The sequence below is a fragment of the Pseudomonas sp. FSL R10-0399 genome (assembly GCF_009600165.1).
In the GTDB taxonomy this organism is placed as follows: Bacteria; Pseudomonadota; Gammaproteobacteria; order Pseudomonadales; family Pseudomonadaceae; genus Aquipseudomonas; species Aquipseudomonas helleri.
In genome coordinates this window covers 19,582-41,401 of sequence record NZ_WIWK01000029.1, presented here as the reverse complement: position 1 = coordinate 41,401, position 21,820 = coordinate 19,582, and the positions used below count along the sequence as shown (strand labels likewise).

Annotated in this window: 20 protein-coding genes; 4 read left to right on the top strand and 16 right to left on the bottom strand. The window is 56.1% G+C overall.

Going from position 1 to position 21,820, the window contains the following annotated elements; genetic code table 11:
• Window positions 1-16: 16 nt before the first annotated feature.
• The 16 genes from atpA to rpmH all read right to left on the bottom strand — a co-directional run bounded on the left by atpA (window position 17) and on the right by rpmH (window position 15,009).
• A complete protein-coding gene (atpA, locus tag GHO41_RS10955; RefSeq protein ID WP_048373556.1) occupies window positions 17-1,561 on the bottom strand; it encodes a F0F1 ATP synthase subunit alpha in 1,545 nt (514 codons plus the stop codon).
• A 21-nt stretch (window positions 1,562-1,582) separates the two neighbouring features.
• Window positions 1,583-2,119, bottom strand: coding sequence for a F0F1 ATP synthase subunit delta (locus GHO41_RS10950; RefSeq protein ID WP_048373558.1), 537 nt, complete (start codon window positions 2,117-2,119; stop codon window positions 1,583-1,585).
• A gap of 12 nt (window positions 2,120-2,131) precedes the next feature.
• On the bottom strand, window positions 2,132-2,602 hold the full coding sequence (locus GHO41_RS10945; RefSeq protein ID WP_048373561.1) for a F0F1 ATP synthase subunit B: 471 nt from the start codon (window positions 2,600-2,602) through the stop codon (window positions 2,132-2,134).
• A gap of 57 nt (window positions 2,603-2,659) precedes the next feature.
• On the bottom strand, window positions 2,660-2,917 hold the full coding sequence (gene atpE / locus GHO41_RS10940) for a F0F1 ATP synthase subunit C (protein WP_002555987.1): 258 nt from the start codon (window positions 2,915-2,917) through the stop codon (window positions 2,660-2,662).
• Between the two features lie 120 nt (window positions 2,918-3,037).
• A complete protein-coding gene (gene atpB, locus GHO41_RS10935; protein ID WP_048373563.1) occupies window positions 3,038-3,907 on the bottom strand; it encodes a F0F1 ATP synthase subunit A in 870 nt (289 codons plus the stop codon).
• Window positions 3,908-3,923: 16 nt separating this feature from the next.
• Complete coding sequence (locus GHO41_RS10930) at window positions 3,924-4,331, bottom strand: F0F1 ATP synthase subunit I (RefSeq protein ID WP_048373565.1); 408 nt, start codon at window positions 4,329-4,331, stop codon at window positions 3,924-3,926.
• Window positions 4,332-4,477: 146 nt separating this feature from the next.
• Window positions 4,478-5,350, bottom strand: a complete 873-nt coding sequence (locus tag GHO41_RS10925; RefSeq protein WP_048373567.1) for a ParB/RepB/Spo0J family partition protein — start codon at window positions 5,348-5,350, stop codon at window positions 4,478-4,480.
• A gap of 9 nt (window positions 5,351-5,359) precedes the next feature.
• A complete protein-coding gene (locus tag GHO41_RS10920) occupies window positions 5,360-6,151 on the bottom strand; it encodes a ParA family protein (protein ID WP_048373569.1) in 792 nt (263 codons plus the stop codon).
• A gap of 18 nt (window positions 6,152-6,169) precedes the next feature.
• Entirely contained in the window at window positions 6,170-6,814 is a 645-nt protein-coding gene (gene rsmG / locus GHO41_RS10915) for a 16S rRNA (guanine(527)-N(7))-methyltransferase RsmG (protein WP_153328704.1), read from the bottom strand.
• Window positions 6,811-8,703 (bottom strand): tRNA uridine-5-carboxymethylaminomethyl(34) synthesis enzyme MnmG, encoded by a 1,893-nt coding sequence (gene mnmG / locus GHO41_RS10910; RefSeq protein ID WP_323368869.1) that lies wholly within the window; start codon window positions 8,701-8,703, stop codon window positions 6,811-6,813. The genes rsmG and mnmG overlap by 4 nt, the downstream gene beginning before the upstream one ends.
• A gap of 505 nt (window positions 8,704-9,208) precedes the next feature.
• Entirely contained in the window at window positions 9,209-10,825 is a 1,617-nt protein-coding gene (locus tag GHO41_RS10905) for an ABC-F family ATP-binding cassette domain-containing protein (RefSeq protein ID WP_153433554.1), read from the bottom strand.
• A gap of 256 nt (window positions 10,826-11,081) precedes the next feature.
• Window positions 11,082-12,449 (bottom strand): tRNA uridine-5-carboxymethylaminomethyl(34) synthesis GTPase MnmE, encoded by a 1,368-nt coding sequence (gene mnmE / locus GHO41_RS10900; protein WP_153433553.1) that lies wholly within the window; start codon window positions 12,447-12,449, stop codon window positions 11,082-11,084.
• Window positions 12,450-12,531: 82 nt separating this feature from the next.
• Window positions 12,532-14,217 carry a membrane protein insertase YidC gene (gene yidC, locus GHO41_RS10895; protein ID WP_048388195.1) on the bottom strand — a complete coding sequence of 562 codons (1,686 nt, stop codon included), beginning with the start codon at window positions 14,215-14,217 and terminating at the stop codon, window positions 12,532-12,534.
• Window positions 14,218-14,230: 13 nt separating this feature from the next.
• Window positions 14,231-14,464 carry a membrane protein insertion efficiency factor YidD gene (gene yidD / locus GHO41_RS10890; protein ID WP_082148803.1) on the bottom strand — a complete coding sequence of 78 codons (234 nt, stop codon included), beginning with the start codon at window positions 14,462-14,464 and terminating at the stop codon, window positions 14,231-14,233.
• Complete coding sequence (rnpA, locus tag GHO41_RS10885; RefSeq protein WP_206540848.1) at window positions 14,457-14,858, bottom strand: ribonuclease P protein component; 402 nt, start codon at window positions 14,856-14,858, stop codon at window positions 14,457-14,459. The genes yidD and rnpA overlap by 8 nt, the downstream gene beginning before the upstream one ends.
• Window positions 14,859-14,874: 16 nt before the next feature.
• Window positions 14,875-15,009 carry a 50S ribosomal protein L34 gene (rpmH, locus tag GHO41_RS10880; RefSeq protein ID WP_003213577.1) on the bottom strand — a complete coding sequence of 45 codons (135 nt, stop codon included), beginning with the start codon at window positions 15,007-15,009 and terminating at the stop codon, window positions 14,875-14,877.
• Between the two features lie 563 nt (window positions 15,010-15,572).
• Here rpmH and dnaA point away from each other — a divergent pair.
• The 4 genes from dnaA to gyrB are packed head-to-tail and all read left to right on the top strand — an operon-like array spanning window position 15,573 to window position 21,780.
• On the top strand, window positions 15,573-17,090 hold the full coding sequence (dnaA, locus tag GHO41_RS10875) for a chromosomal replication initiator protein DnaA (protein WP_178110064.1): 1,518 nt from the start codon (window positions 15,573-15,575) through the stop codon (window positions 17,088-17,090).
• Window positions 17,091-17,128: 38 nt separating this feature from the next.
• A complete protein-coding gene (gene dnaN, locus GHO41_RS10870; protein ID WP_048373581.1) occupies window positions 17,129-18,232 on the top strand; it encodes a DNA polymerase III subunit beta in 1,104 nt (367 codons plus the stop codon).
• A 21-nt stretch (window positions 18,233-18,253) separates the two neighbouring features.
• The gene (gene recF / locus GHO41_RS10865; protein WP_048373583.1) at window positions 18,254-19,357 is read left to right on the top strand and encodes a DNA replication/repair protein RecF; all 1,104 of its coding nucleotides are present in this window, start codon (window positions 18,254-18,256) and stop codon (window positions 19,355-19,357) included.
• Window positions 19,358-19,362: 5 nt separating this feature from the next.
• Window positions 19,363-21,780 carry a DNA topoisomerase (ATP-hydrolyzing) subunit B gene (gene gyrB / locus GHO41_RS10860; RefSeq protein ID WP_048373585.1) on the top strand — a complete coding sequence of 806 codons (2,418 nt, stop codon included), beginning with the start codon at window positions 19,363-19,365 and terminating at the stop codon, window positions 21,778-21,780.
• Window positions 21,781-21,820: the final 40 nt, after the last annotated feature.

The window sequence follows — 21,820 nt, the reverse complement described above, 5'->3', positions numbered from 1 at the left end:
CGGCTCCCGCTGCGGCTTACCAGGTTTGGGTGGCCTTGAACTTCTCGATACCGGCTTTCAGGCCAGCGTCGATTTCGTCATTGAAGTCACCCTTCACGTTGATCTTGGCCAACAAGTCGGCATGATCGCGGTTGAAGTAAGCAATCAGCGCTTGTTCAAAGCTGCCGACCTTGGCGATTTCGACGTCAGTCAGGAACCCACGCTCAGCGGCATACAGCGACAACGCCATGTCAGCGATCGACATTGGGGCGTATTGCTTCTGCTTCATCAGCTCGGTAACGCGCTGACCATGCTCAAGTTGCTTACGGGTCGCTTCGTCCAGGTCAGAAGCGAACTGGGCGAATGCTGCCAGTTCACGGTACTGAGCCAGAGCGGTACGGATACCACCGGAGAGCTTCTTGATGATCTTGGTCTGAGCGGCACCACCCACACGGGATACCGAAACACCGGCGTTCACTGCAGGGCGGATGCCCGAGTTGAACATGGCCGATTCCAGGAAGATCTGACCGTCGGTGATGGAAATCACGTTGGTCGGAACGAACGCGGAAACGTCGCCAGCTTGAGTTTCGATGATCGGCAATGCGGTCAGGGAACCGGTTTTGCCGGTCACTGCGCCATTGGTGAACTTCTCTACGTAATCTTCCGAAACGCGGGATGCGCGCTCCAGCAGACGGGAGTGGAGATAGAACACGTCGCCTGGGTAAGCTTCACGGCCTGGTGGACGGCGCAGCAGCAGGGAAATCTGGCGGTAAGCCACTGCTTGCTTGGACAGATCGTCATAAACGATCAGCGCGTCTTCACCGCGGTCGCGGAAGAACTCACCCATGGTGCAACCGGCGTAAGGAGCCAGGTATTGCAGCGCAGGCGATTCAGAAGCACTGGCAGCCACGATGATCGTGTTTTTCAGTGCGCCGTTTTCTTCCAGCTTGCGAACCACGTTAGCGATGGTCGATTGCTTCTGACCGATAGCTACGTAGACGCAGAAAATGCCGCTGTCTTTCTGGTTGATGATCGCGTCGATCGCCAGAGCGGTTTTACCGATCTGACGGTCACCGATGATCAGCTCACGCTGGCCACGGCCGACAGGGATCATGGCATCGACAGCCTTGTAGCCAGTCTGTACAGGCTGGTCTACCGACTTACGCCAGATCACGCCTGGAGCAACTTTCTCGACCGCGTCGGTCTCGGTGTTGCCCAGAGGACCTTTGCCGTCAACTGGGTTACCCAGTGCGTCGACTACGCGACCCAGCAGTTCCTTACCAACAGGAACTTCCAGGATGCGGCCGGTGCACTTGGCGCTCATGCCTTCAGCCAGAGACTGGTAAGCGCCCAAAATTACGGCACCTACGGAGTCTTGCTCCAGGTTGAGGGCCATACCGAAGACGCCGCCCGGAAACTCGATCATCTCGCCGGACATTACGTCGGCCAGACCGTGAATCCGCACGATACCGTCAGATACGCTGACGACAGTGCCTTCGTTACGGGCTTGGGAGGTCACATCGAGCTTGTCGATGCGGCCCTTGATAATTTCACTTATTTCGGAAGGATTGAGTTGCTGCATTGCTCTGCTGCCCCTTCAAACTCAAGATTTCAATGCTTCGGCAAGATTCGCGAGTTTGCCGCGAATCGAGCCATCGATAACCAGGTCGCCGGCGCGAATGACAATGCCCCCAATGAGGGACTTGTCTTCCGCAACTTGCAGGCGCACTTCCCGGTCGAGTCGTGCACTGAGAACCTTGGCGAGTTTGTCTTGCTGTTCTTGGTTCAATGCGAAAGCACTGGTCACTTCAACATCTACCGACTTCTCTTGCTCGGCCTTGTACAGGTCAAACAGAGCGGCGATCTCCGGCAAAAGCAGGAGACGGTCGTTTTCTGCAACGACGTGGATGAAGTTCTGCACTTTCACATCAAACTTGTCGCCGCACACGTCAATAAACGTGGCGGCCTTTTCTGCGCTCGTCAGTCGCGGGGCCTTGAGCACGCGCTGCATCGTGTCGTCTTGCGACACCGCTGCAGCCAGGCCGAGCATGGCTGACCAAGAGGCCAGTTGCTGGTGGGCCTGGGCGTGCTCGAAGGCTGCCTTAGCGTAAGGTCGGGCCAACGTGGTCAATTCTGCCATGATCGCCCTCGCTTAAATTTCAGCAGCCAGTTTATTAACCAGCTCCGCGTGCGCGTTTTGATCGATTGTGGCACCCAGGATCTTCTCTGCGCCTTCAACAGCCAAGCCACCCAATTGGGCGCGCAGGGCGTCTTTGACGCTGTTCAGTTCCTGTTCGATCTCGGCCTGAGCCTGAGCCTTCACACGGTCAGCTTCAACGCGAGCCTGTTCACGGGCTTCGTCTACGATCTGAGTACCGCGTTTCTTGGCTTGCTCAATGATTTCAGCTGCTTGAGCCTTAGCTTCGCGCAGTTGTTGACCCGCTTTATCTTGGGCCAACTCCAGGTCACGAGCTGCTCGGTTAGCAGCGTCCAGTCCAGCCGCAATCTTCTTCTGACGTTCTTGCAATGCCGCGATGACCGGAGGCCACACGAACTTCATGCAAAACAGTACAAAAATGAAGAACGCAACGGACTGGCCAATCAGGGTTGCATTAATGTTCACGCCAACACCTCGCTCGTTCGTTGTCCATCACTCTAATCAACTCGAAAATTCGAGTGATTAGCCAGCGAGTTGACCAACGAAAGGGTTCGCGAAAGTGAAGAACAGTGCGATACCAACACCGATCATGGTTACGGCGTCGAGCAGACCGGCAACGATGAACATTTTAACTTGCAGCATTGGAACCATTTCTGGTTGACGCGCAGCGCCTTCCAGGAACTTGCCGCCCAACAGGCCGAAACCAATTGCGGTACCCAGTGCACCCAGGCCGATCAACAGTGCAACAGCGATAGCGGTTAGACCAACTACAGTTTCCATCTTTCCTCCCGACTTTTACGTCGTATGGTTTAGGTTTTTAGATTAAAGCGGTAAAACAAAATCAATTTGCTACACCCTCCCGCCGGAACGGGAGGGGCACCAGACTCGCCGAAACGGGTCTTAGTGGTTCTCTTCGTGCGCCATCGACAAGTAAACGATGGTCAACATCATGAAGATGAACGCTTGCAAGGTGATGATCAGGATGTGGAATACAGCCCACGCCCATTGCAGCACCACGCCCAGACCGCTAAGCCAAAGCAGGCCGCTGCCGAACATTACGGCGATCAGGATAAATACCAGTTCGCCAGCGTACATGTTGCCGAACAGACGCAGTGCCAGCGAGATTGGCTTGGCAACCAGCGTCACGAATTCGAGCAGGAAGTTCACCGGAATCAGCAGCGCTTGAACCAGGATGTTCTTGCTGCCGAACGGGTGCAGGGTCAGTTCGCCGATAAAACCGCCGATGCCCTTGATTTTGATGCTGTAGAAGATGATCAACGCGAATACCGACAGGGCCATGCCCAGGGTAGCGTTAGGATCGGTCGTCGGTACGGCACGGAACGGGAAGTGCTCATCGCCAGTGATCAGGATGGCCAACTGAGGAATCCAGTCAACCGGGATCAGGTCGATGACGTTCATCAGGAATACCCAGACGAAAATGGTCAGCGCCAGCGGAGCAATCACGGCGCTACGGCCATGGAAGCTGTCTTTTACGCTGCCATCAACGAATTCCACCAGCACTTCAACGAAGTTCTGCAGTGCGCCTGGTTGACCGGAAGTTGCCTTCTTGGCCGCCATGCGGAAAATGAAGATAAACAGCAAGCCTACGAATACAGACCAGCCGAGGGTATCGACGTGGAATGACCAAAAGCCCATTGCTTTAGCTTCTGCAACGGTGTGAGCAAAGCCCCAGCCGCCATCAGGTAGCTGCCCGAAGGTCAGGTTCTGTAAGTGGTGCTGGATATAGCCCGAAGCGGTTGTTTCTGCCATGGTTGCCTCAAACGCCCTAAGGTCTCGAAAGTGTTGTTCTCATTAGCAGGGGAGCGAACCAGCTGACCAATTGGGTCAACACGAAGACGCCGAATACAGCTAGCGGCGCCAATGGCTTCACACCTGCAAACGTCAGCGCGAACAGCACTGCCGTCAAAATTAATTTGCCCGCCTCGCCAGCGTAAAACGACCGGACGATGGCTTGCGCTGCTCGAGCGCCGGTAAACCGGAAAGCTCTGTGAGCAAAGTACACATTGGGTAGCAAAGCGATCAGGCCTCCGCAGAGTCCTGAGTATCCGGCTACAACTCCATGCCATTGCCAGAGCCCCAGAGCAGCCAGCAATAAAACGACAAATTGAGCCAGCAAAACCGGGAAAACCGCCAAGCGATGGAATGGCAAGCGGTTTGGCGTGCGTGTCTCCATCACAACTGCTCCTCAATGGTCGGCTGCCAAAAGCTAAAACTTGGCATAATTTGTGCCGACAAAATGCGCGCAGAGTATAGGGGCGCTGAAGCCCCTATTCAACTGTCAGGTAGTGATTTCCGACTGCGCGCTACAAAGGAAATGTTTCAGCGGATGTGAGCAAGCACTCCCTGAAGCTCATCAAGGGAGTTGTAACCAATCACTAATTGGCCTTTTCCCTTCTTTCCGTGGCGGATCTGCACCGCAGAGCCTAGGCGCTCGGCCAGACGCTGCTCGAGGCGAGTGATATCGGGATCGGCTTTAACCGGTTCAGCAGGCTCTTGTTTACCGCTCAACCACTGACGAACCAAGGCTTCGGTCTGGCGTACGGTCAGACCACGTGCGACAACGTGTCGCGCCCCCTCAACCTGCTTGTTGTCCGGCAAACCGAGCAATGCCCGTGCGTGCCCCATTTCTAGGTCACCGTGGGACAGCATGGTTTTGATCACTTCGGGCAATGAAATCAACCGCAACAAGTTAGCCACAGACACGCGGGACTTACCCACAGCGTCGGCCACTTGTTGTTGAGTCAGCTGAAACTCTTGCTGTAAGCGTTGCAAGGCAATCGCTTCTTCGATCGGATTAAGGTCTTCACGCTGAATGTTTTCAATCAGCGCCATCGCGATAGCGGTTTCATCCGGCACATCACGCACCATCGCCGGAATGGTGTCTTTACCGGCCTGTTGGCTGGCGCGCCAGCGACGTTCACCGGCAATGATCTCAAAACGGTCACCGGCGATCGGACGCACCACGATCGGCTGCATCACGCCCTGGGTCTTGATGGAGTTCGCCAGTTCTTCGAGCGCTTGCGGGTCCATGTCGCGACGAGGCTGATATTTGCCGCGCTGGATCAGGTCCAGGGGCAAATGCTGCAGTTCGCTTTGATCGACCTTGACGGCCTGCTCTTCCAGCGAGCTGACCGTAGGACCACTCAGGAGTGCATCCAGTCCACGTCCTAGACCTCGTTTCTTGACGGCCATGGAATATCCTTAAGTTGGCTGAGCAGTGCGGGAGGTGCGACGTTGACGACGAACCAGCTCGCCGGCCAGGGCAAGGTAAGCAATCGCGCCACGGGAGTTTTTATCATAGGCCAATGCAGGCATGCCGTAACTCGGCGCCTCGGCAAGACGAATGTTTCGCGGAATCACCGTGTCGTACAGCTGCTCGCCAAAGTGTTCCTTGAGCTGGGCCGACACATCGTTCATCAGGCTCAGGCGCGGGTCGTACATAGTCCGCAGCAGGCCTTCGATTTTCAGGTTCGGATTGAGCAATTCGGCGATACGCTTGATGTTATCCACAAGGTCGCTCAAGCCTTCGAGGGCGAAGTACTCGCACTGCATGGGGATAATTACCCCGTCGGCAGCCACCAGGGCGTTCAAGGTCAGCATCGACAACGACGGCGGGCAGTCGATCAGGATGTAATCGTAGCTTTCACGCACCGGCGCCAGCGCTGTACGCAGACGGCTTTCTTTCATCTGCATTTCGAGCAGTACGACTTCGGCTGCCGTCAGGTCACGGTTGGCCGGCAACAGCTGGTAACCACCGTGTTCGGAGATGTGCATGGCCTGGGCCAGGTCGCATTCACCGATCAACAGGTCGTAGACCGAATTCTCAAGACCATGTTTATCCACACCGCTGCCCATGGTGGCGTTGCCTTGTGGATCTAGATCGATCAACAGGACGCGCCGCTTGGTCGCGACCAGCGATGCTGCGAGGTTGATACAGGTGGTGGTTTTACCCACACCACCTTTTTGGTTCGCTATTGCGAATACCTTAGCCATTCTTGCTTGCGTTCCCAATCATGCCGTTCGGCGCAGTATCAGCAGATGGCGTTGGCCTTGGCAACCCGGTACGGTCAAGGCGTGTTCGCTATCTAGACGAAAATCAGACGGCAATGCTACCAGCTCATCGGCCGGATGAACGCCCTTCATTGCCAACCAGCGTGTTTCGCTGTTGCCCAGGTGCCGCGTCCAGTTGGTGAAGTTCTCCATGCTGCTGAAAGCCCTGGAAACAATTCCATTGAACGCCTGCTCAGGCCGGAACTCTTCAACACGGCTGTGGATAACTTGCAGGTTGTCCAGCTTGAGCTCCAGTTTGACCTGGGTCAGAAAGCGGGTTTTCTTGCCGTTGCTGTCCAGGCAAGTCACTTGCGACTCAGGAAACAGGATCGCTAACGGGATACCCGGCATCCCGCCGCCGCTGCCCACGTCCAGCCAACGGCCGTTTTCGATAAACGGCATCACGCTCAGGCTGTCGAGCAAATGACGCGAAACCATCTCGTCCGGGTTACGCACAGCCGTGAGGTTGTAGGCCTTGTTCCATTTTATCAACAGGGCCAGATAGCCCAGCAGCAGGTCATGCTGGGTTTGGGTCAAAGCGACGCCCAGTTGGCGTGCACCTGTTGATAACTCTTCAGCGTGTTGTGCGGTCACCAGCGAACTCAAGCGTTTTGCTCCAACTTGCGGCCAGCGCCGCGTTTTTTCAGGTGAATCATCAACAGGGAAATCGCCGCCGGCGTCACACCGGGTACCCGCGATGCCTGGCCCAGCGTCTCGGGGCGTGTTGCACCGAGCTTGCTCTGGATCTCTTTGGACAACCCGGAAATGGTCGTGTAATCGATATCCACAGGCAGTTTGATATTTTCACTGGCGCGAAGACGCGCAATCTCGTCATGTTGACGGTCGATGTAGCCCGCGTACTTGGTTTTGATCTCAACCTGTTCAGCGACCAGCGGGTCGCTTGCCCCTTCACCGGTCACTTCGACCAGACCGGCGTAGTCGATTTCCGGACGAGTCAGCAAACTGAGCAAATTGTATTCATGGGTCAACGGTGTGCCAAATTTGGCCGCAATCGCTTCACCTTGCTCAGTCCCCGGGCGTACCCAGGTGCTTTTCAGTCGTTGTTCTTCCAGGGCAATGCTTTCGCGCTTGGTGCAGAACGCCGCCCAACGGGCGTCATCGACCAAACCGAGCTCGCGACCTTTTTCGGTCAGGCGCATATCGGCGTTGTCTTCACGCAGGATGAGGCGGTATTCGGCGCGGGAAGTAAACATTCGGTACGGTTCTTGAGTCCCCAGGGTAATCAGGTCATCAACCAATACACCGATGTAGGCTTCATCGCGACGCGGGCACCAGGTCTCTTTGCCCTGTGCGAGCAAGGCTGCGTTGGTTCCGGCGAGCAAACCTTGTGCCCCCGCTTCTTCGTAACCGGTGGTGCCGTTGATTTGCCCGGCAAAGAACAAACCGCCGATCACCTTGGTTTCGAGGCTGTATTTCAGGTCGCGCGGGTCGAAATAATCATATTCGATGGCATAGCCAGGTCGCACGATGTGGGCATTTTCCATACCGCGGATGGACTGCACGAGTTGCAACTGAACATCAAAAGGCAACGAGGTCGAAATACCGTTCGGATACAGCTCATGGGTGTTCAAACCTTCCGGTTCGATAAACACCTGATGGCTTTCCTTGTCAGCAAAACGATGAATCTTGTCTTCAATCGACGGGCAGTAACGCGGGCCAATCCCTTCAATCACACCTGAGTACATCGGCGAACGATCGAGGTTAGACGCAATGATTTCGTGGGTACGTGCATTGGTATGGGTGATCCAGCAGCTGACTTGAGTCGGGTGCTGTTCTTTGTTGCCCATGAACGACATGACCGGGATCGGCGTATCACCCGGTTGTTCCGTCATCACCGAGAAATCAACCGAACGGCCATCAATGCGTGGCGGGGTGCCGGTTTTCAGGCGACCGACACGCAAAGGCAGTTCACGCAGACGGTGTGCCAGGGCAATCGAAGGTGGATCACCGGCGCGTCCGCCCGAGTAATTCTGCAAACCGATGTGGATAAGTCCACCCAGGAACGTACCGGTGGTCAAAACCACCGAGTCAGCCAGAAAACGCAGGCCCATCTGGGTAACAACACCGCGTACCTGATCGTTTTCAACAATCAGGTCATCCGCCGCTTGTTGAAATATCCACAGGTTCGGTTGGTTTTCCAGAATTTCGCGTACCACCGACTTGTAAATAGCGCGGTCGGCCTGTGCGCGGGTTGCCCGCACGGCCGGGCCTTTACGGCCATTGAGTACGCGGAACTGGATACCGCTTTTATCCGTTGCGGTCGCCATCGCGCCGCCGAGGGCATCGATTTCTTTAACCAGATGGCTTTTACCAATCCCGCCGATCGCAGGGTTGCAGCTCATATGCCCGAGGGTTTCCACGTTGTGGGTCAACAGCAGGGTTTTTACACCCATGCGTGCTGAAGCAAGTGCAGCCTCGGTTCCGGCGTGACCGCCACCGATGACGATCACTGCAAAACGGGAAGGGAAATTCACCACGCACCTCGTGCCTGTTACTAGGGGTTTTTTGGATAGACCGCGAAGTATAGGGACTTCGCCTTCCTTAAAGAACCCTTTGCACAAAATTTAACCAGCTTGTGGATAAGGCAAGATAGAAAAATAAATAAAGAAGAAATTTATTAAAGCTTTGTTTTTATGTTTATTTCTATAGCGGCACCTTTCTGTGGATAGATTGCTAATAGCCTTATTTTACGTACTGTACAGAGATTCAAAAGTCTGTGGTCATGTGGCCATGAGGGGCGTGAATAAGTGCGTTAAGCCTGTGGGTAAATGATAACGTTATCCACAGGGGGGTTTATCTTCAGTTTTCGAGCCCACTTACCCACTGAGCTAAGGGCCAGTTATACACAGAGCTTATCCGACGAAATTCCCCCTTCAAGGCCAACAAAAAGGCGGCCGAAAGCCGTCTGGATGAACACGTCATCCAGCGGCCAGCAGATTCAACAGGGATAAAGGTGATGAACGGCGGCTTATCGGCTATTCAAACAGGGGTGCTCAACCAGCCGTTGGCACTCGCGATGAGCCTGTGGGTTATTCCAATAGCGTCGAGAAACCTTTGGTCGTGTGAGGTCACAACCAACGTGCCGGTGTACTGATTGAGCATGCTTTCCAGCACCAGCAAGGACACCAGATCGAGGTGATTGGCGGGCTCATCGAGCAACAACAGCTGCGCAGGTTGCTCGGCATAGAACACACAGGCCATTGCCGCCTTCAGCCGTTCACCCCCACTGAGTTGTCCACAAGGGCGATTCACCTGCTCGGCGCCGACCCCTAATTGCGCCAGCCGGGTACGCAATTCACTCTCTGTGAGTTGCCGATTGAGTGCCTGCAATTGCTCCAGCACCGAACATTCAAGGTTAAGCAACGCCAGGTGTTGATCAAGATAAGCTGTTTTCACATGGACATCCGCCTGCCCAGCCAGAGTCTGCACTTGGCCAGCCAACACCTTAAGTACCGTTGATTTACCGCAGCCATTGGGGCCGAGCAAGGCCACCCGCTGGCCCCGACTGAGCGTAAGGCTGAGTGTGCGCAACGGTTCGAAGCCATACGGCAAGCGTGCATCGACCAGCTCGGCGATGTGGGCAGCGCTGTGCTGGCTTGTTGTGGGGGCATAGACAAACACGGCCTGCTGCTTTTCAACCTGGCTGGCAGTTTGACTGACGCGCACCGACAACGCCTCGCGCGCGGTTTGCTGATGTTGCTGGAATTTGCCGCTGCTGTTTTGGCTGCGCTCCTTTTGGCGGCCCAGCAAAATCTTCGCCTGATTACGGGTGCTGGCAGACTTGTTACCCCGCGCCTGCCTGCGTTCAAGCTGTTCAGCCTGCTCGCGCAACCGTTGTTCTTGTCTGTTTCGTTCCAGTTTGGCGTGGGCCAGTTGCTGTTCGGCGGCCGATTGCTGCTGGGCTTTGGCCTGTGCATAAAACGAATAACCCCCGCCGTAGCTGGCCAGCCCCAGGGCTGAGAGTTCGAGGATGCGCGTCATCGTCTCCAGCAACTCGCGGTCATGGCTGATCACCAGCAACGCCTTGGGCCAATGGCTGAGTTGCGCCTGCAGTGCCCAACGTTGCTCACGGTCCAGATGATTGGTCGGCTCATCCAGAATCAGCAGCTCGGCTTCTGACATAAACGCCCCCATCAGCGCGGCACGCATGGCTTCGCCGCCACTGAGCCGTGAGGTCGGGGTTGAAGGCGTGAGGTGCTCGAGGTTGTTGTGGGCCAGTTGGTCGAGTAACTGCTGGCGAATGTTCCACTGCTCGCCCACCGCGTCAAAGTCGGCTGGTGCGGTACTGCCCTGCTCGATGCGTTCCAGCGCGTTGATGATGAGTTGCACACCGGCCAGATCAGCGACCGTCTGCCCGGGGGCATGGGTGATGTGCTGCGCCAGGTAATACACCTTCCTGGTGCGCAGACAGCGCCCAGCGGTAGGAGCAATATCCCCGGCAATCAGACGGGCCAATACACTTTTACCCACACCATTACGCCCCACCAGGCCGGTGTGGCGTTGATCGAGATGCAGGTTGAGATCAGAAAACAGCGGGCTGCCATCGGGCAGCTGATAAGAAACGCCTTCCAGCGTTACACAGGTCGCGTGGGTCATACGCACTCCAGAGATGCACAGATCTACCCCCTGTTGCAGGGGAATCAAGAACTGGCCGCACTATTCGCGGCGGCATCAATGGCGCATTGGACTAATACCTCGGAGGGAATGCGACTAACTGTAGCAAAATGATTGATCTGTGTAGCCGCTGACGAGGTACGAGGCTGCGATGGGTTGCGAAGCAGCCCCGGCAATCTAAAGGCCCTTCGGTCCTTTTCGCAGCCTCGCTACGCTCCTCAGCGGCTACAGAGCTAAATTATTTCCCGATACAGAAGCTGGAGAAGATCCGCCCCAGCAGATCATCCGAGCTGAATGCCCCGGTAATCTCGCCCAGCGATTGCTGCGCCATGCGCAAATCTTCGGCCAGCAATTCACCGGCGCCCGCCAGCGTCAGCTGTGCCCGGCCATGCTCAAGGGCATCGCTGGCGTGCTGCAACGCCTCCAGGTGACGACGACGTGCGCTGAAGCTGCTTTCAGAGGTTTGCTCGTAGCCCATGCAGGCCTTGAGGTGCTCACGCAGCAAATCCAGACCGTCCGTCGATCGGGCGCTGAGGCTGATCGTGACATGGCCATCGGCGCTCACTTCAAGGCTCACCGCTTCACCGCTGATGTCCGCCTTGTTACGAATCAAGGTGACTTTGGCCGGGTCCGGGCGCTGCTCCAAAAACTCGGGCCACAACGCGAAGGGGTCATCCGCTTCCGGTGCCGTCGCATCCACCACCAGCAACACGCGATCCGCCTCACCAATGGCTTTGAGGGCCCGCTGCACGCCGATTTTCTCGACCTGATCTTCGGTATCCCGCAGCCCTGCTGTATCCACCACATGCAGGGGCATGCCGTCGATGTGGATATGTTCACGCAGCACGTCGCGGGTGGTGCCGGCGATCTCTGTCACAATGGCTGCTTCACGGCCGGCCAGCGCGTTGAGCAAACTGGACTTGCCCGCATTGGGTCGACCGGCAATCACCACCGTCATGCCATCGCGCAGCAAGGCGCCCTGGCCGGCTTCGCGCTTAACGGTGGATAACTCTTCGCGGACTTTATCGAGCATGCGCAATACGTGGCCATCGGCCAGAAAGTCGATTTCTTCCTCCGGGAAGTCAATCGCTGCCTCGACGTAGATGCGCAAACTGATGAGCTGCTCAGTCAAGTTATGCACACGGTGTGAGAAAGCACCCTGCAAAGACCGTAATGCGTTGCGCGCAGCCTGTGCAGAACTTGCTTCAATGAGGTCGGCTATGGCCTCGGCCTGAGCCAGATCGAGCTTGTCGTTTAAAAACGCGCGCTCACTGAATTCGCCTGGTCGTGCCAAACGGCAGCCCAGCTCGATGCAGCGTTGCAGCAGCATATCGAGCACGATCGGTCCGCCGTGACCTTGCAACTCCAGCACATCTTCGCCGGTGAACGAGTTCGGGCCCGGGAAATACAGCGCAATGCCTTCATCCAAAACTTCACCGTTTTCACCATAAAACGGTCCGTAATGGGCGTAGCGCGGTTTCAGTTCGCGCTCAGTGAACGCTTGCGCCGCCGCCCGGGCGAGTGGCCCGGAAACACGCACGATCCCCACACCACCTCGGCCTTGGGCGGTTGCCACAGCAGCAATGGTTTGTGCCGGAACACTCATAAAAACAGGCCTCAAAAACAAAAGTGACAGATAGCAAAACGCCCCACTAGGGGGCGTTTTGAGTGGTGATCAACAGAGTAAGTTAAGCAGCTGCTTTTTTGGTAGCGGCTTCGATCTTACGTGTGATGTACCACTGTTGAGCGATGGACAGGCAGTTGTTCACAACCCAGTACAGCACCAGACCAGCCGGGAACCACAGGAAGAAGAAGGTGAAGATGATTGGCATCAGCTTCATCACCTTGGCCTGCATCGGATCCGGAGGTGTCGGGTTCAGACGCTGCTGGATGAACATGGTTGCGCCCATGATGATCGGCAGAATGAAGAACGGGTCTTTAATCGACAAGTCGGTAATCCAGAGCATGAAAGGCGCTTGACGCATTTCAACACTTTCCAGAAGTACCCAGTACAAGGACAGGAACACCGGCATCTGCACCAGAATCGGCAAGCAGCCGCCCAGTGGATTGATCTTCTCTTTCTTGTACAGCTCCATCATTGCTTGCGACATTTTCTGGCGATCATCACCGAACTGCTCTTTCAGAGCGGCCAGTTTTGGTGCCACAGCGCGCATGCGAGCCATCGATTTGTAGCTGGCGGCCGACAGCGGGAAGAAGATCCCTTTGATCAGCATGGTCAGGAAGATAATCGACCAACCCCAGTTACCCACCAGGCTGTGGATATGTTGCAGCAACCAGAAGATTGGCTGGGCAATGAACCACAGAATGCCGTAGTCGACAGTCAGCTCCAGGCCTGGGGACAACTCTTTGAGTACACCCTGGCTCTTTGGACCTGCGTACAAGGTAGCGCTGGTTTCACCTGTTTTACCCGGCTCAACCGTCAAGGTAGGGCCAGTGAAACCGATGATGTAGTTGCCTTGATTGTCTTTGCGGGTCTGAACGACGTTGTTATCGCCTTTCTGCGGGATCCACGCGGTTACAAAGTAGTGCTGCAGCCATGCAACCCAGCCACCTTGAACGGTTTCTTTCAGCGAACCCTTGTCGATATCTTTCATCGACACTTTTTTGTACGGTTCTGCACTTGTCCACAGGGCAGCGCCCAGGTAAGTGGCAGTACCGGTGGCGGTGCTGGAAGAAGGATCAGAGCTGGCGTCGCGTTTCAATTGCGCGAACAGGTTGCCGGTCCACGGCTTGCCACTCTCGTTATCAATCAAATAACTGACTTGAACATCGTACAGGCCACGTTTGAACGTGAAACGCTTGATGTAGTTAACGCCGTCTTCGCTGAATTTCAGGTCAACAACCAATTGATCCTGGCCAGGAGCCAGTTCATAGGTCTTTTTATCCACACTGAAAACCGGACGACCGGCGGCACGTGCATCCGGGCCGTCAACGCCAGTCAGGCCACTTTGTGCCAGATAAGTACGCTCACCGCCGTTATCGAACAGCTGGAAAGGCACATCCGGGTGGTCCTGGCGACGTGGATAAAGCGGCAGACGCAGTTGGGCAACGTCACCACCCTGTGGATCAATTGCAATATCCAGTACGTCGGTTTTGACGTGAATCAGGTCTTTGCTTGCAGCCACCGGCGTTTCTGTTGGTGTGCTGGTGTCGGCATTGGCACTGGGTACATCGGCACTGTTCGAAGCGTTGTTACCTGGCACCGAGTCAGGCAAACCCTGCGCGGTATTACTGCTGGCGGCAACATTCTGAGTCGGCAGGGCAGCTTGGCCGTAATCCTGGTTCCATTTCAGAACCATAACGTAGGACACGACTGCGAGAGCGACGATCAGGATCGTGCGTTTAATATCCATGATTACTCGGCCATCAAGAAGAACGGGAGGTAGGGATAGGTGGAACCGGGTCGTAACCACCGGGATTCCACGGGTGACAGCGACCTAAACGACGAAAGGTCAGCCAGCCGCCGCGAAGAACGCCATGAGTTTCGATGGCTTCCAACGCGTAGCAGGAACAACTGGGGTAGAAACGGCAGTGATTTGCCATCAAAGGACTAATGGCATAACGGTAAAACTGGATCGGAACGAGCGCCAGTTTACGCATCAGGACTGCCTACCCCTACAGTTTCGGTTTTAACAGATGGAGCTGGCGTGTTACGGGCCAGACGTTTCCACAGTTTGCCGAAATGCTGAATCAATTCGGGGTTCTCTACGTCACCCAAACCTTTGCGCGCGACGATAACGATATCCCAACCAACCAGTAGATCCTGGTGGAGACGAAACGATTCACGCATCAAACGCTTAAGGCGATTGCGCTGAACGGAGAGCTTTACGCTCTTTTTCCCGATCACTAACCCCAAACGGGGGTGATCAAGATCGTTGCTGCGCGCAAGGAGCAGGAGATTTTTCCCCGGAACCTTGCCGGTGGGGGAGTCAAAGACTGCCTTGAAGTGTCGGGGAGTGAGTAACCGCTTTTCCCGACTGAAGTCCTGACTCACCACCATTGTCTGATTATCAAACTGCCAGACGCGCACGGCCTTTGGCGCGGCGACGCGACAGGACTGCACGGCCGTTTTTAGTAGCCATGCGAGCACGGAAACCGTGAGTGCGGGCGCGTTTGATAGTGCTTGGTTGGAAAGTACGTTTCATGTCGTGCTACCTGGTTCGTCCACAACGGGCCGGAATGGCCCCCGTTTTAAGAGACCGGCGATTCTAGTGAATGCAGGCCCATAGGTCAATTTCCAACCAACGTTGACGGCTAAATAGATACCAACGGTTGTGCACACGCATTTGTTCAGCCAGTCATAAAAATAAAAAGACAGCGTATTTAAAGCTTTTTTAAAGAACTTATTAACTTTAGTGAACCACTTATCTGTGGATAACTCGATGCAGCCCTTAAAAATCATGGCCTACAGAGAATGACAACACTGTCGAGAAGCCGTGCTCTGCCTGTGCTGCGACCTCGGATAAGCTGTGTACGAAAGGCCTCTTTATCCACAGGCCAGTTATGCACAGTGTTTCACCCCCACTTGTGCAACGAGCTTAGACCCGCTTATCCACAGACCTTATGCACATACCATTGGTCGCTTTGTTAACAGTAAAAAGACCTCGTTCTCCTTATAGGCAGGCAACCTACATGTGGATAAGTGGGCGAGTGGTCGCTACAATGGCGCCTGTTTTTGCCTCACCGGCTTTCAACTTAGGGGATATCCGTGTCAGTGGAACTTTGGCAGCAGTGCGTAGAGCTTTTGCGCGATGAGCTGCCTGCCCAGCAATTCAACACCTGGATCCGTCCACTACAGGTCGAAGCCGAAGGCGACGAGTTGCGCGTGTATGCGCCTAATCGTTTTGTGCTCGACTGGGTTAACGAGAAGTACCTGAGCCGTTTGCTTGAACTGCTGAACGAGCACAGCAATGGCATGGCGCCTGCGCTGTCCTTATTAATAGGCAGCAAACGCAGCTCGGCACCTCGTGCTGCGCCGAATGCGCCATTGGCCGCAGCGGCTTCGCAACAGCAATCCGCGCCTGCGCCAGCACCCAGCGCACCGGCAAGTGCCACGCCCGCACCGGCGCCAGCGCCTAAACAGGCGGACCAAGCGAGCGAAGAGCCTTCGCGTGACAGCTTCGACCCGATGGCGGGTGCCAGTTCGCAACAGGCGCCAGCCCGTGCCGAACAGCGCACCGTCCAGGTTGAGGGCGCGCTCAAGCACACCAGCTACCTGAACCGCACGTTCACCTTCGAAAACTTCGTCGAGGGCAAGTCCAACCAACTGGCCCGTGCGGCGGCGTGGCAAGTGGCCGACAACCCCAAGCATGGCTACAACCCGCTCTTCCTTTATGGCGGCGTTGGTCTGGGTAAAACGCACTTGATGCACGCGGTGGGCAACCACCTGCTGAAGAAGAACCCGAATGCCAAGGTGGTGTACCTGCATTCCGAGCGTTTTGTAGCCGACATGGTCAAGGCCCTGCAGCTCAACGCTATCAATGAGTTCAAGCGCTTCTACCGTTCGGTCGACGCCCTGCTCATCGATGACATTCAATTCTTTGCACGCAAAGAGCGTTCTCAGGAAGAGTTCTTCCACACCTTCAACGCCTTGCTTGAAGGCGGTCAGCAAGTGATTCTGACCAGCGACCGCTACCCTAAAGAGATCGAAGGGCTCGAAGAGCGTCTCAAATCCCGCTTCGGCTGGGGTTTGACCGTGGCCGTTGAGCCACCAGAGCTTGAAACGCGCGTCGCGATCTTGATGAAAAAGGCAGACCAGGCCAAGGTCGACCTGCCTCACGATGCCGCCTTCTTTATTGCCCAACGCATTCGTTCCAACGTGCGTGAGCTCGAAGGCGCGCTCAAGCGGGTTATTGCCCACTCGCACTTTATGGGCCGCGACATCACCATCGAGCTGATTCGCGAGTCCCTCAAAGACTTGCTGGCGCTGCAAGACAAACTGGTCTCTGTGGATAACATTCAGCGTACTGTGGCTGAGTACTACAAGATCAAAATTTCGGACTTGCTGTCCAAGCGTCGTTCACGCTCGGTGGCCCGCCCTCGCCAAGTGGCCATGGCACTGTCCAAAGAGCTGACTAACCACAGCCTGCCGGAAATCGGCGATGTGTTTGGTGGCCGCGACCACACCACGGTCTTGCACGCATGCCGCAAGATCAACGAACTCAAGGAATCCGACGCGGACATCCGCGAGGACTACAAGAACCTGCTGCGAACCCTGACAACCTGATGACACCAACGCAGCTTATTAAGGCAAGGGACTAGACCATGCATTTCACCATTCAACGCGAAGCCTTGTTGAAACCCCTGCAACTGGTCGCGGGCGTTGTAGAACGCCGCCAGACCTTGCCGGTATTGTCCAACGTGCTGTTGGTTGTCGAAGGCCAGCAATTGTCGCTGACCGGTACCGACCTTGAGGTCGAACTGGTCGGTCGCGTTCAGCTCGAAGAGCCGGCTGAACCCGGCGAGATCACCGTGCCTGCGCGCAAGCTGATGGACATCTGCAAAAGCTTGCCCAACGACGCCCTGATCGACATCAAGCTCGACGATCAAAAACTGGTGGTTAAAGCGGGCCGTAGCCGTTTTACCCTGTCCACCTTGCCTGCCAATGACTTCCCGACCGTTGAAGAAGGCCCGGGCTCGCTGACTTGCAGCCTGCAGCAAAGCAAGCTGCGCCGCCTGATCGAGCGCACCAGCTTTGCCATGGCCCAGCAGGACGTTCGTTACTACCTCAACGGCATGTTGCTGGAAGTTTCGGCCGGCATCATTCGCGCAGTGGCTACCGACGGTCACCGTCTGGCCATGTGCTCGATGAAAGCCGACATTGGCCAGCCAGACCGCCATCAAGTGATCGTGCCGCGTAAAGGCATCCTCGAAATGGCTCGTTTGCTGACCGAACCGGACGGCGAAGTCAGCATCGTGTTGGGCGCACACCACATCCGTGCGACCACCGGCGAGTTCACCTTCACCTCTAAGCTGGTAGATGGCAAGTTCCCGGATTACGAGCGTGTACTGCCTAAAGGCGGTGACAAGGTGGTGATCGGTGACCGTCAGGCCCTGCGTGAAGCGTTCAGCCGTACCGCCATTCTGTCCAACGAGAAGTACCGCGGTATTCGTCTGCAACTGGCTAATGGCCAATTGAAGATCCAGGCCAACAACCCGGAGCAGGAAGAAGCGGAAGAAGAAGTGGGCGTTGATTACAACGGCGGCTCGCTCGAAATCGGTTTCAACGTGAGCTACCTGCTGGACGTGCTGGGCGTGATGACCACTGAACAAGTGCGTTTGATCCTGTCGGACTCCAACAGCAGCGCCCTGGTGCAAGAGTCGGACAACGACGACTCGGCCTACGTTGTTATGCCGATGCGCCTGTAACTTATGCACAGCCCACGCTAGATGTCCCTTAGTCGCGTCTCTGTCACCGGTGTGCGTAACCTGCACCCGGTGACCTTCTCCCCCTCCCCCCGCATCAATATCCTGTATGGCGCCAACGGCAGCGGAAAAACCAGCGTGCTGGAAGCAGTCCATTTACTGGGGCTTGCCCGTTCGTTTCGCAGTACCCGGCTAACGCCGGTCATTCAGCATGAACTGCAAAGCTGCACCGTGTTTGGCCAGGTCGAACTGGCCGAAGGCGGGCACAGTGCGTTGGGTATTTCGCGGGACCGAAATGGGGAGTTCCAGATTCGGATCGACGGTCAAAATGCGCGCAGTGCCGCGCAGCTGGCCGAGATCCTGCCCCTGCAATTGATCAACCCTGACAGCTTCCGTCTACTGGAAGGCGCCCCAAAGATCCGTAGGCAGTTTCTCGACTGGGGGGTGTTCCATGTGGAGCCGCGCTTTATGTCGACCTGGCAGCGGCTACAGAAGGCCCTGCGGCAGCGGAACTCATGGCTGCGGCATGGTACACTCGACGCCGTTTCACAAGCGGCCTGGGACCGGGAACTGTGTCTGGCCAGTGCTGAAATTGATGAATACCGCCGCGCTTACATCAAGGCCTTGAAACCTGTCTTTGAGCAGACCTTAAGTGAGTTGCTTGAACTCGAAGGCTTAACGCTGAGTTATTACCGTGGCTGGGACAAAGACCGAGAGCTGAGTGCTGTACTCGCTGCGTCTGTCCACCGGGACCAGCAAATGGGGCATACCCAGGCCGGACCACAACGAGCTGACTTGCGCCTCAAGCTAGGTGCCAATAACGCGGCAGACATCCTGTCACGTGGTCAGCAGAAGTTAGTGGTCTGTGCATTGCGCATTGCCCAAGGGCATTTGGTGAGCCAGGCCCGGCGTGGCCAATGTATTTATCTGGTGGATGACTTGCCGTCCGAACTGGATGAGCAGCATCGCAACGCACTGTGTCGCTTGTTGGAAGACTTACGCTGCCAGGTTTTTATCACCTGTGTAGACCACGAATTTATGAGGGAAGGCTGGCAGACGGAAACGCCAGTTGCCCTGTTCCACGTGGAACAGGGCTGTATCACCCAGACCCACGACCATCGGGAGTGAAGGCATTGAGCGAAGAAAATACGTACGACTCAACGAGCATTAAAGTGCTGAAAGGCCTGGATGCCGTACGCAAACGTCCCGGTATGTACATTGGTGATACTGACGATGGCAGCGGCCTGCACCACATGGTGTTCGAAGTCGTCGACAACTCCATCGACGAAGCGCTGGCTGGCCATTGCGACGACATCACCATTACCATCCACCCGGATGAGTCCATTACCGTGCGCGATAACGGCCGCGGCATCCCGGTTGATGTGCACAAAGAAGAAGGCGTATCAGCGGCCGAGGTCATCATGACCGTGCTGCACGCCGGCGGTAAGTTCGATGACAACTCCTACAAAGTATCCGGCGGCTTGCACGGTGTAGGTGTGTCGGTAGTAAACGCCCTGTCCGAATTGCTGGTACTGACAGTACGTCGCAGCGGCAAGATTTGGGAACAGACCTACGTCCACGGCGTGCCTCAGGCACCTATGGCCATCGTTGGCGAAAGCGACACCACCGGTACTCAGATTCACTTCAAACCGTCTGCCGAGACCTTCAAGAACATTCACTTCAGCTGGGACATCCTGGCCAAGCGTATTCGTGAACTGTCCTTCCTGAACTCTGGCGTGGGTATCGTCCTCAAGGACGAGCGCTCCGGCAAAGAAGAGCTGTTCAAGTACGAAGGCGGTCTGCGTGCGTTTGTTGACTACCTGAACACCAACAAAACCACGGTTAACCAGGTCTTCCACTTCAATGTCCAGCGTGAAGATGGCATTGGTGTAGAAGTCGCCTTGCAGTGGAACGACAGCTTCAACGAGAACCTGTTGTGCTTCACCAACAACATTCCGCAGCGCGATGGCGGTACGCACCTGGTGGGCTTCCGCTCTGCCCTGACGCGTAACCTCAACACCTACATCGAAGCTGAAGGCCTGGCCAAGAAGCACAAGGTCGCCACCACCGGTGATGACGCCCGTGAAGGCCTGACCGCGATTATCTCGGTGAAGGTTCCGGACCCCAAGTTCAGCTCCCAGACCAAAGACAAGCTGGTGTCTTCTGAAGTGAAGACCGCAGTTGAACAGGAAATGGGCAAGTTCTTCTCCGACTTCCTGCTGGAAAACCCGAACGAAGCCAAGCTGATCGTCGGCAAAATGATCGACGCAGCGCGTGCCCGTGAAGCCGCGCGTAAAGCCCGTGAGATGACCCGCCGCAAAGGCGCGCTGGACATCGCAGGCTTGCCGGGCAAACTGGCCGACTGCCAGGAAAAAGACCCGGCATTGTCCGAGCTGTACCTCGTGGAAGGTGACTCTGCTGGCGGCTCCGCCAAGCAGGGACGTAACCGCCGCACCCAAGCCATCCTGCCGTTGAAGGGTAAAATCCTCAACGTTGAGAAAGCCCGTTTTGACAAGATGATCTCTTCGCAAGAAGTCGGCACCTTGATCACCGCACTGGGCTGCGGCATTGGTCGTGAAGAGTACAACATCGACAAACTGCGCTATCACAACATCATCATCATGACCGATGCTGACGTCGACGGTTCGCACATCCGTACCCTGCTGCTGACCTTCTTCTTCCGTCAGTTGCCGGAGCTGATCGAGCGTGGCTACATCTACATCGCCCAGCCGCCGTTGTACAAAGTGAAAAAGGGCAAGCAAGAGCAGTACATCAAAGACGACGACGCCATGGAAGAATACATGACCCAGTCGGCCCTTGAAGACGCCAGCCTGCACCTCAACGAAGACGCCCCAGGCATCTCCGGTGAAGCGCTGGAGCGTCTGGTGTACGACTTCCGCATGGTTATGAAGACCCTCAAGCGTCTGTCGCGCCTGTACCCACAGGAGCTGACCGAGCACTTCATCTACCTGCCGGCCGTCACCCTTGAGCAGTTGGGCGACCATGCTGCCATGCAAGCCTGGATGGCCAAGTTCGAAGAGCGTCTGCGTCTGGTTGAGAAGTCTGGCCTGGTGTACAAAGCCAGCCTGCGTGAAGACCGCGAGCGCAATGTCTGGTTGCCAGAAGTCGAGCTGATCTCCCACGGCCACTCGACCTTCATCACCTTCAACCGCGACTTCTTCGGCAGCAACGACTACAAAACCGTTGTGACCCTGGGCGCCCAATTGAGCACCCTGCTCGACGACGGTGCTTACATCCAGCGTGGCGAGCGTCGTAAACAAGTCACCGAGTTCAAAGAAGCCCTGGACTGGCTGATGGCCGAAAGCACCAAGCGCCACACCATCCAGCGCTACAAAGGGCTGGGCGAAATGAACCCGGACCAACTCTGGGAAACCACCATGGACCCAAGCGTGCGCCGCATGCTGAAAGTCACCATTGAAGACGCGATCGGCGCCGATCAGATCTTCAACACCTTGATGGGCGACGCGGTAGAACCCCGCCGAGACTTCATCGAGAGCAACGCACTGGCCGTGTCCAACCTGGACTTCTGATGCGTGATGGCAGGGGATAGAGACTTATCCCCAAGGCCAA

Excerpts from the sequence above, each read along its gene's own strand:
- GHO41_RS10950 (WP_048373558.1), bottom strand. The coding sequence starts at position 2,119 with ATGGCAGAATTGACCACGTTGGCCCGACCTTACGCTAAGGCAGCCTTC.
- GHO41_RS10925 (WP_048373567.1), bottom strand. The coding sequence starts at position 5,350 with ATGGCCGTCAAGAAACGAGGTCTAGGACGTGGACTGGATGCACTCCTG.
- GHO41_RS10920 (WP_048373569.1), bottom strand. The coding sequence starts at position 6,151 with ATGGCTAAGGTATTCGCAATAGCGAACCAAAAAGGTGGTGTGGGTAAA.
- dnaN (WP_048373581.1), top strand. The coding sequence starts at position 17,129 with ATGCATTTCACCATTCAACGCGAAGCCTTGTTGAAACCCCTGCAACTG.
- atpE (WP_002555987.1), bottom strand. The coding sequence starts at position 2,917 with ATGGAAACTGTAGTTGGTCTAACCGCTATCGCTGTTGCACTGTTGATC.
- yidC (WP_048388195.1), bottom strand. The coding sequence starts at position 14,217 with ATGGATATTAAACGCACGATCCTGATCGTCGCTCTCGCAGTCGTGTCC.
- atpB (WP_048373563.1), bottom strand. The coding sequence starts at position 3,907 with ATGGCAGAAACAACCGCTTCGGGCTATATCCAGCACCACTTACAGAAC.
- atpA (WP_048373556.1), bottom strand. The coding sequence starts at position 1,561 with ATGCAGCAACTCAATCCTTCCGAAATAAGTGAAATTATCAAGGGCCGC.
- mnmE (WP_153433553.1), bottom strand. The coding sequence starts at position 12,449 with ATGAGTGTTCCGGCACAAACCATTGCTGCTGTGGCAACCGCCCAAGGC.
- rpmH (WP_003213577.1), bottom strand. The coding sequence starts at position 15,009 with ATGAAACGTACTTTCCAACCAAGCACTATCAAACGCGCCCGCACTCAC.
- yidD (WP_082148803.1), bottom strand. The coding sequence starts at position 14,464 with ATGCGTAAACTGGCGCTCGTTCCGATCCAGTTTTACCGTTATGCCATT.
- recF (WP_048373583.1), top strand. The coding sequence starts at position 18,254 with ATGTCCCTTAGTCGCGTCTCTGTCACCGGTGTGCGTAACCTGCACCCG.
- GHO41_RS10930 (WP_048373565.1), bottom strand. The coding sequence starts at position 4,331 with ATGGAGACACGCACGCCAAACCGCTTGCCATTCCATCGCTTGGCGGTT.
- GHO41_RS10905 (WP_153433554.1), bottom strand. The coding sequence starts at position 10,825 with ATGACCCACGCGACCTGTGTAACGCTGGAAGGCGTTTCTTATCAGCTG.